The organism is Dictyobacter formicarum, assembly GCF_016587435.1.
The window spans coordinates 229,112-235,111 of record NZ_BNJJ01000015.1; the positions used below are offsets into that span (position 1 = coordinate 229,112).

Here is a 6,000-nt window from a genome sequence, read left to right on the forward strand (position 1 = left end):
GTCCACCCTTCAGTGAATTTACCACCTCAAGCGTAATGTGCTGAGAGGCTTTTCGCAAGCGGGGCAGTGGGTGAGCCTGATCGTATCCATGGAAACAGGAATCGCTGACGCCGAGCTAACTTTTCCAGGGCTGCTCAGCAGTGCTCAGCCCTGTACAAAACGAGCACTGCTTTTTGCTGTCGCACCAAGCTCACATGGTCTGGCAACGATACAGACCTGGTCCACAGGATGCCAACCTTTCCACCCGTAAATCATCGCCAGCAGATGCCCCTTCCTTCTCCTGATAGCGACGATTCGCCCCATGGGGCAACTCACTGAGGTATTTCCGACGAATGCTTAATCTCGAATAGTTGCCTTAATCTGGCCCAGGTCTTTTGACCACAGCATGGCCAACTCCTTCCGTCTGTTCCTGCTCCCGATGCGGCATTCCGGCAGAGACCGCATCAGGAACGATGAGAACAAACAACTGAGGATATGGGGCAGGAGGACTCAAAAAGGTAAAGGTGTCTACCATGATCTCTGTCTCAGTTGACGCGCACGCCACGCGCGTCAACTGCTCAGGCATCCCTCATGAGAGGAAGGGTCACCATAAAGGCCGAGCCTTCCCCAACGGCGCTGTCCGCCGTGATGGTTCCTCCATGATGTTTGATGATCTCGGCCACAATATAGAGCCCCATGCCCAGGCCCGGAATCGCTTTCCGCTTGGGATCAGTGACCCGATAGAACCGCTCAAAAATTTTGTCGCGCAGCTCTCGCGGAATGCCCAGGCCATGATCGCGGACCCGGATCGTGACCACCTCGTCGGAGGCGGAGAGATCCATCTCAACGGTCTGGGCATCTGGCGAATACTTGATGGCATTGCTGAGCAGGTTGGTGAAGACCTGTCCCAGCCGGTCTCGATCCCCGATCAGGCTGGTATGCACGCTCCCACGGACCAGGATGGTATGGCTTGGATGGAGGTGGTGGATGGTGGCGGTGACCTCCCGCAACAACTCGTCGAGGTCCACCCGCTCCCGGACGTACTCTAGTCTGCCTGCCTGGATCTTGGAGACATCCAGTAACTCTGCGATCAGACGTTCGAGTTGTTTGATGGGACCTTCCATCCGGGCAAGCGCTGTGGCAGCCTCGTGCTGGGATTGCTTTTCCAGTCGTTTGCGCACTAGTTGGGTCTGCATCTTCAAGGCGGTGAGCGGGTTTCTTAGTTCATGGCTGGCCATGTTGATAAAGTCATCTTTGCGTTGTTCCAGTTCCTTGCGCGCCGAGTTATCGAGCACAAAGCCGATCGCTTGGTGTGGGTGATGCTGGAAGAGGACCCCACCCACAAGCACCGGAAGGCGACTGCCATCTTTACACACGTACTCTTTCTCATAGGGCGTTATAGACAGCTGAGTGGCATGTTCCTGATGGGCCTCTAAGGTACGAGCCAGATCGTCTGGAGCCGTCATGTGCAACCAGTTCATGTTCCCGGCTCGCAGGTCTTCGCGGGTATAGCCGGTCATGCGCAGAAAGGTGTCGTTGGCCTCCACAATCTGCTCACCTTCGATGATATTGATCCCGATAATGTTGGAGTTCATCAGGATGCTCGCGTGTTCCTGACTCTGGCGTAAGGCTTCCTCCGTCCGTTTCTGCTCCTCAATGTCGGTGCTGGTGCCAAACCACTTGATAATCTGGCCGGTGTCATCGCGCATCGGCATGCCGCGCGTTAAGAACCAGCGATACTCCCCATTCTGGCCATTTCTGAGACGCTCTTCGTGTTCATACATGGTTCCCATGTCCAGGGCATGCTGCCAGCAAGCTCGGGTGCCTTCCTGATCAGCAGGATGGATGAACTGGAAATGAGCCCAGCGGTCGTTTTGCATGTGTTCAAACGTGAACCTGGTATAGTCCTGCCAGTGCTGGTTCGAGTACTCGAGCAGGCCGTCGGATCGTGCCACCCATACTAGCTGGGGCACCGTTTCAGTCAGTACGCGCAAGCTCTCTCGGCTTTCTTTGAGCTGCTGCTCCGCCCGTTTCTGCTCCTCAATGTCGGTGCTGGTGCCAAACCACTTGATAATCTGGCCAGTGTCATCGCGCATTGGCATGCCGCGGGCTAAGAACCAGCGATACTCCCCGGTCGTGTTCTGGCGCAAGCGCACTTCCGTTTCATACACCCCGCCGGTCTGGACGGCGCACTGCCACGCGGAGCGGACGCGTGACCGGTCTTCTGGATGCAGGCACTGCATCCATCCCTCCCCCTGAGATTCTTCGGTACTCAGGCCGGTATAGTCGTGCGCGCGCTGATTAAACGAGTCATAAGAGCCGTCGGGTCGCATGATCCAGACCTGCTGGGGGATCGCATCGATGAGGACATGGAGTTCCGCTTCGGCGCGCTTGCGCTCGGTGATGTCGATGCCGGCGAAGATGAGGTACGCGATGTGGTGATCTGCATCCCTGTGGGGAGTGATCGCGACCTCCAGGTGACGGTCCAGGCCTTCCCTGGGGTGAATCACCGCCTCGAACCGCACGGTTTCTCCCCTGCTGGCTCGCGCGATCGCGGCATGTACCTGCTCTTGAGCGGCAGGAGTATCGGACCACCAGGAAGTTTCGGCCAGCGGTTTGCCGATCACCTCCTCGCGTCGGACGCGCGCCTCTGCCAAGGGGACCTCGTTGATCTCTAGGACGATCCCCTCGGGGGTCAGAACGCTGATTCTGCTATACAAGCCATCTAGGTCCTCGATGGAGAGACGCTCGCCCTGGGGAACCGGTGCCTCTCGCTGGGCTACGGTTCTGCCTTGGTGGACTTGCACCATCAGCCCCCCAACCGTGGGAGAGAGCTGCACGTGCAGCCAGGTCCCCGTCACGGGAGACACATACTCCACTTCGCTTGGTGCTCTGGTTTGTCTGGTCTTCTGGACGGCCCGGTAGAGTGCGGTGCTCACCAACTGGGGAGCGCCGCGCCACAAAGGCTTGCCCAATACATCCTCTCGTGTGGCGCCTAGGATGGCTTGCGTACTCGCATTGGCATAGACAATCGTGGCGGCGTCGTCGACAAGAAAGAAGGCACCGGGAAGTGTCTCTAGAATCTGTAGGGGCGTCTGGTGCGACGCTAGAAGAGGACGTTTGGTCGGGTTGATATTGGACATATGGTGATAGCGATCCCTTTCATGTACCTCCCCATCCCTGAGAACGAAGCTGCATTCCTGCTAGAAGTTAAGAAGAATACTCAAATAACGTGTTCCTTTATCAAAACAAACAGACACTACCATAGTATTCCCAGGGCTATAACGCGCTCGTGCCGCGCTTTGACGAATGCGCTGAACCCCCGGTGGGAATATGGACAACCGGACGAATGGAGGGAGGTAGGTGGAAGAAGGGGAAGAGAAAGCGAAGGGAGCATACATCGGTGTGGAGAGGGTGTAAATCCTAGCATTGAGTGCGGTAATCTCTGTACAATTATTTGAGGTAACGGGCATCCTTGAGAGGGGGCCATCTTCGCTCCTTGCCCTCAGAGAATAAGACAAAACTCACCGCAATCAATTAGGGATTTACACAGTTAGCCGCTCTTCTTCAACCTGGCCTTTAGAGCCCTCCTCCTGCCATTTATGAGGAGCTGGAGTAACGACTCACGCAGCGAGATAACTTCCTCCTGATGCGCGGCCAGACACGCAATCAACTCCATGTGCTTTTAAAGGTGTCAGGGAGAGAGCCGTGCCAGAGGGGAGTATTCTCTCAGGTGGCATGAAACGCGCGAGGGTGCCCGCACACGGCTCTCGCCGCCCTCACAGCCTCTGACGACGCGCGTGGCGTCCTTTCCATGCCCAGGCCTCCCTCTTCCTAGGAAGGGTCACCGTAAAGGTCGATCCTTTTCCGACCTCGCTCTCCACCGTGATGGTTCCTCCATGATGTTTGATGATCTCGGCCACAATATAGAGCCCCATGCCCAGGCCCGGAATCGCTTTCCGCTTGGGATCAGTGACCCGATAGAACCGCTCAAAAATTTTGTCGCGCAGCTCTCGCGGGATGCCCAGGCCATGATCGCGGACCCGGATCGTGACCACCTCGTCGGAGGCGGAGAGATCCATCTCAACGGTCTGGGCATCTGGCGAATACTTGATGGCATTGCTGAGCAGGTTGGTGAAGACCTGTCCCAGCCGGTCTCGATCCCCGATCAGGCTGGTATGCACGCTCCCACGGACCAGGATGGTATGGCTTGGATGGAGGTGGTGGATGGTGGCGGTGACCTCCCGCAACAACTCGTCGAGGTCCACCCGCTCCCGGACGTACTCTAGTCTGCCTGCCTGGATCTTGGAGACATCCAGTAACTCTGCGATCAGACGTTCGAGTTGTTTGATGGGACCTTCCATCCGGGCAAGCGCTGTGGCAGCCTCGTGCTGGGATTGCTTTTCCAGTCGTTTGCGCACCAGTTGGGTCTGCATCTTCAAGGCGGTGAGCGGGTTTCTTAGTTCATGGCTGGCCATGTTGATAAAGTCATCTTTGCGTTGTTCCAGTTCCTTGCGTGCGGAGTTATCCAGCACAAAGCCGATCGCCTGGCGTGGGTGATGCTGGAGGAGGACCGCGCCCACGAGCGCCGGAAGGCGACTGCCATCTTTACACACATACTCTTTTTCATACGGCGTCACAACGTGTTGAGCGTCAAGTGCCTGATTGGCCTGCAGGGTGAGCGCTAGATACTCTGGAGGGGTCATATGCCTCCAGTTGATGCGCCCTTCACATAGGTCTTCACGGGTATAGCCGGTCATGCGCAGAAAGGTGTCGTTGGCCTCCACAATCTGCTCACCTTCGTCGACAAAGATCCCGATAATGTTGGAGTTCATCAGGATGCTCACGTGCTCCTGACTCTGGCGCAGGGCCTCCTCAATGCGCTTCTGGTCCTCAATGTTGGTACAGGTGCCAAACCACTTGACGATCTGACCGGTTTCATCACGCACTGGCACGGCGCCGGACTAAAAACCAGCGATACTCCCCGGTCGTGCCCTGGCGCATCCGCTGTTCGTGCTCATACAAGGCTCCGGTCTCCAGCGCATGCTGCCAGTGCGCTCGGCTGCTTTCCTGATCAGCAGGATGGACGGACTGAAGATACGCCCAGCGGTCACGCTGGAGCTGCTCAAGTGTGAGTCCGGTGTAGTCCCGCCTGTGCTGATTGATGTAGTCGTGCAAGCCGTCGGGTCCTGTTGTCCAAACCAACTGGGGAATGGCATCAAAGAGCATGTCACATGATACAGAAGCGCCACGCCCGGTCTGCTTTGTATTCCACATCGTGGAGTCAACCTCCCTTTCACGTGTCCCCATCCCTGGTCGCGGAAATGTGTCCCTGCTCTGAGAGAAAGAATTTTGCTTTAGACAAAGTCTAATACATTCGAGAAACAAGCGAGCTGATCTTCGTATTCCCGGTCAGCTGCTTCTGATTGGGGTTACGTGCTCAGGTTTCGGGTCATGTCCGTGCCAATCTCGTCCAGCGCGGTTGAGACCAGCTCAGCCTTGCCGCGAAAATGGTGGTAGAGGCTGCCCTGGCCCGCGCCGCTGCGCTCCAGGACCGCGCGCGGACTCATCGCCTCGTACCCTCGCTCCCAGTGCAGCTCTTTGGTTGCCTCGATCAAATGTTTCCGGGTCGTCTTCATAGCCCTATCCTTCTCTGGAGCCCCAACATTGGCGCTCCACATAAGCTGTCTACTTCGTCGTCAGCAAACATAAGTCATCCCGAATTTCACGGATGAGGTAGCAAAAGAAAACCTCCGACGATACACTGAAGCAAAAGAGAAGCATCAGCTGTATCGAGGAGGTTTTTCGACATGTCATCTCAGTATCTCACATGTGAAGAACAGCCACAAGTGTGGCCGTATGAACCCGCCATCATCTGTATGCAGTTGGTCCCTCGTCTCCCGGGGTGTCCGACGACATCGAACCCCTGGAAATCCAGAGGAAAAAGCGATACGCTCTGCTCAAACGTCATTTACACTGAACACAACCAGGGAGTATCGCCATGCATCCATCCTATCCCAA

At 56.5% G+C, this 6,000-nt stretch carries 4 protein-coding genes and 1 pseudogene; 1 reads left to right on the forward strand and 4 read right to left on the reverse strand.

Annotated elements, in window-relative coordinates; genetic code table 11:
- Positions 1-355: 355 nt before the first annotated feature.
- From JMI88_RS25415 to JMI88_RS25430, 4 genes and pseudogenes are all read right to left on the reverse strand, one after another.
- The gene (locus tag JMI88_RS25415; protein WP_201364753.1) at positions 356-565 is read right to left on the reverse strand and encodes a hypothetical protein; all 210 of its coding nucleotides are present in this window, start codon (positions 563-565) and stop codon (positions 356-358) included.
- Positions 558-3,122 (reverse strand): PAS domain S-box protein, encoded by a 2,565-nt coding sequence (locus JMI88_RS25420; RefSeq protein ID WP_201364754.1) that lies wholly within the window; start codon positions 3,120-3,122, stop codon positions 558-560. Before JMI88_RS25420 ends, JMI88_RS25415 begins: the two co-directional genes overlap by 8 nt.
- A 636-nt stretch (positions 3,123-3,758) precedes the next feature.
- A pseudogene (locus JMI88_RS25425) lies at positions 3,759-5,196 on the reverse strand (PAS domain-containing sensor histidine kinase); the annotation flags it as partial.
- Between the two features lie 215 nt (positions 5,197-5,411).
- Positions 5,412-5,660 carry a helix-turn-helix domain-containing protein gene (locus JMI88_RS25430; RefSeq protein WP_201364755.1) on the reverse strand — a complete coding sequence of 83 codons (249 nt, stop codon included), beginning with the start codon at positions 5,658-5,660 and terminating at the stop codon, positions 5,412-5,414.
- A 129-nt stretch (positions 5,661-5,789) separates the two neighbouring features.
- Between JMI88_RS25430 and JMI88_RS39650 the strand changes: the two genes are divergently transcribed.
- A partial coding sequence (locus JMI88_RS39650) for a hypothetical protein (RefSeq protein WP_236023064.1) occupies positions 5,790-6,000 on the forward strand: 211 nt, incomplete at its 3' end.

Bases quoted from the DNA above. Each gene is read 5' to 3' on its own strand.
- JMI88_RS25415 (WP_201364753.1), bottom strand. From the start codon at position 565: ATGCCTGAGCAGTTGACGCGCGTGGCGTGCGCGTCAACTGAGACAGAG.
- JMI88_RS25430 (WP_201364755.1), bottom strand. From the start codon at position 5,660: ATGTGGAGCGCCAATGTTGGGGCTCCAGAGAAGGATAGGGCTATGAAG.
- JMI88_RS25420 (WP_201364754.1), bottom strand. From the start codon at position 3,122: ATGTCCAATATCAACCCGACCAAACGTCCTCTTCTAGCGTCGCACCAG.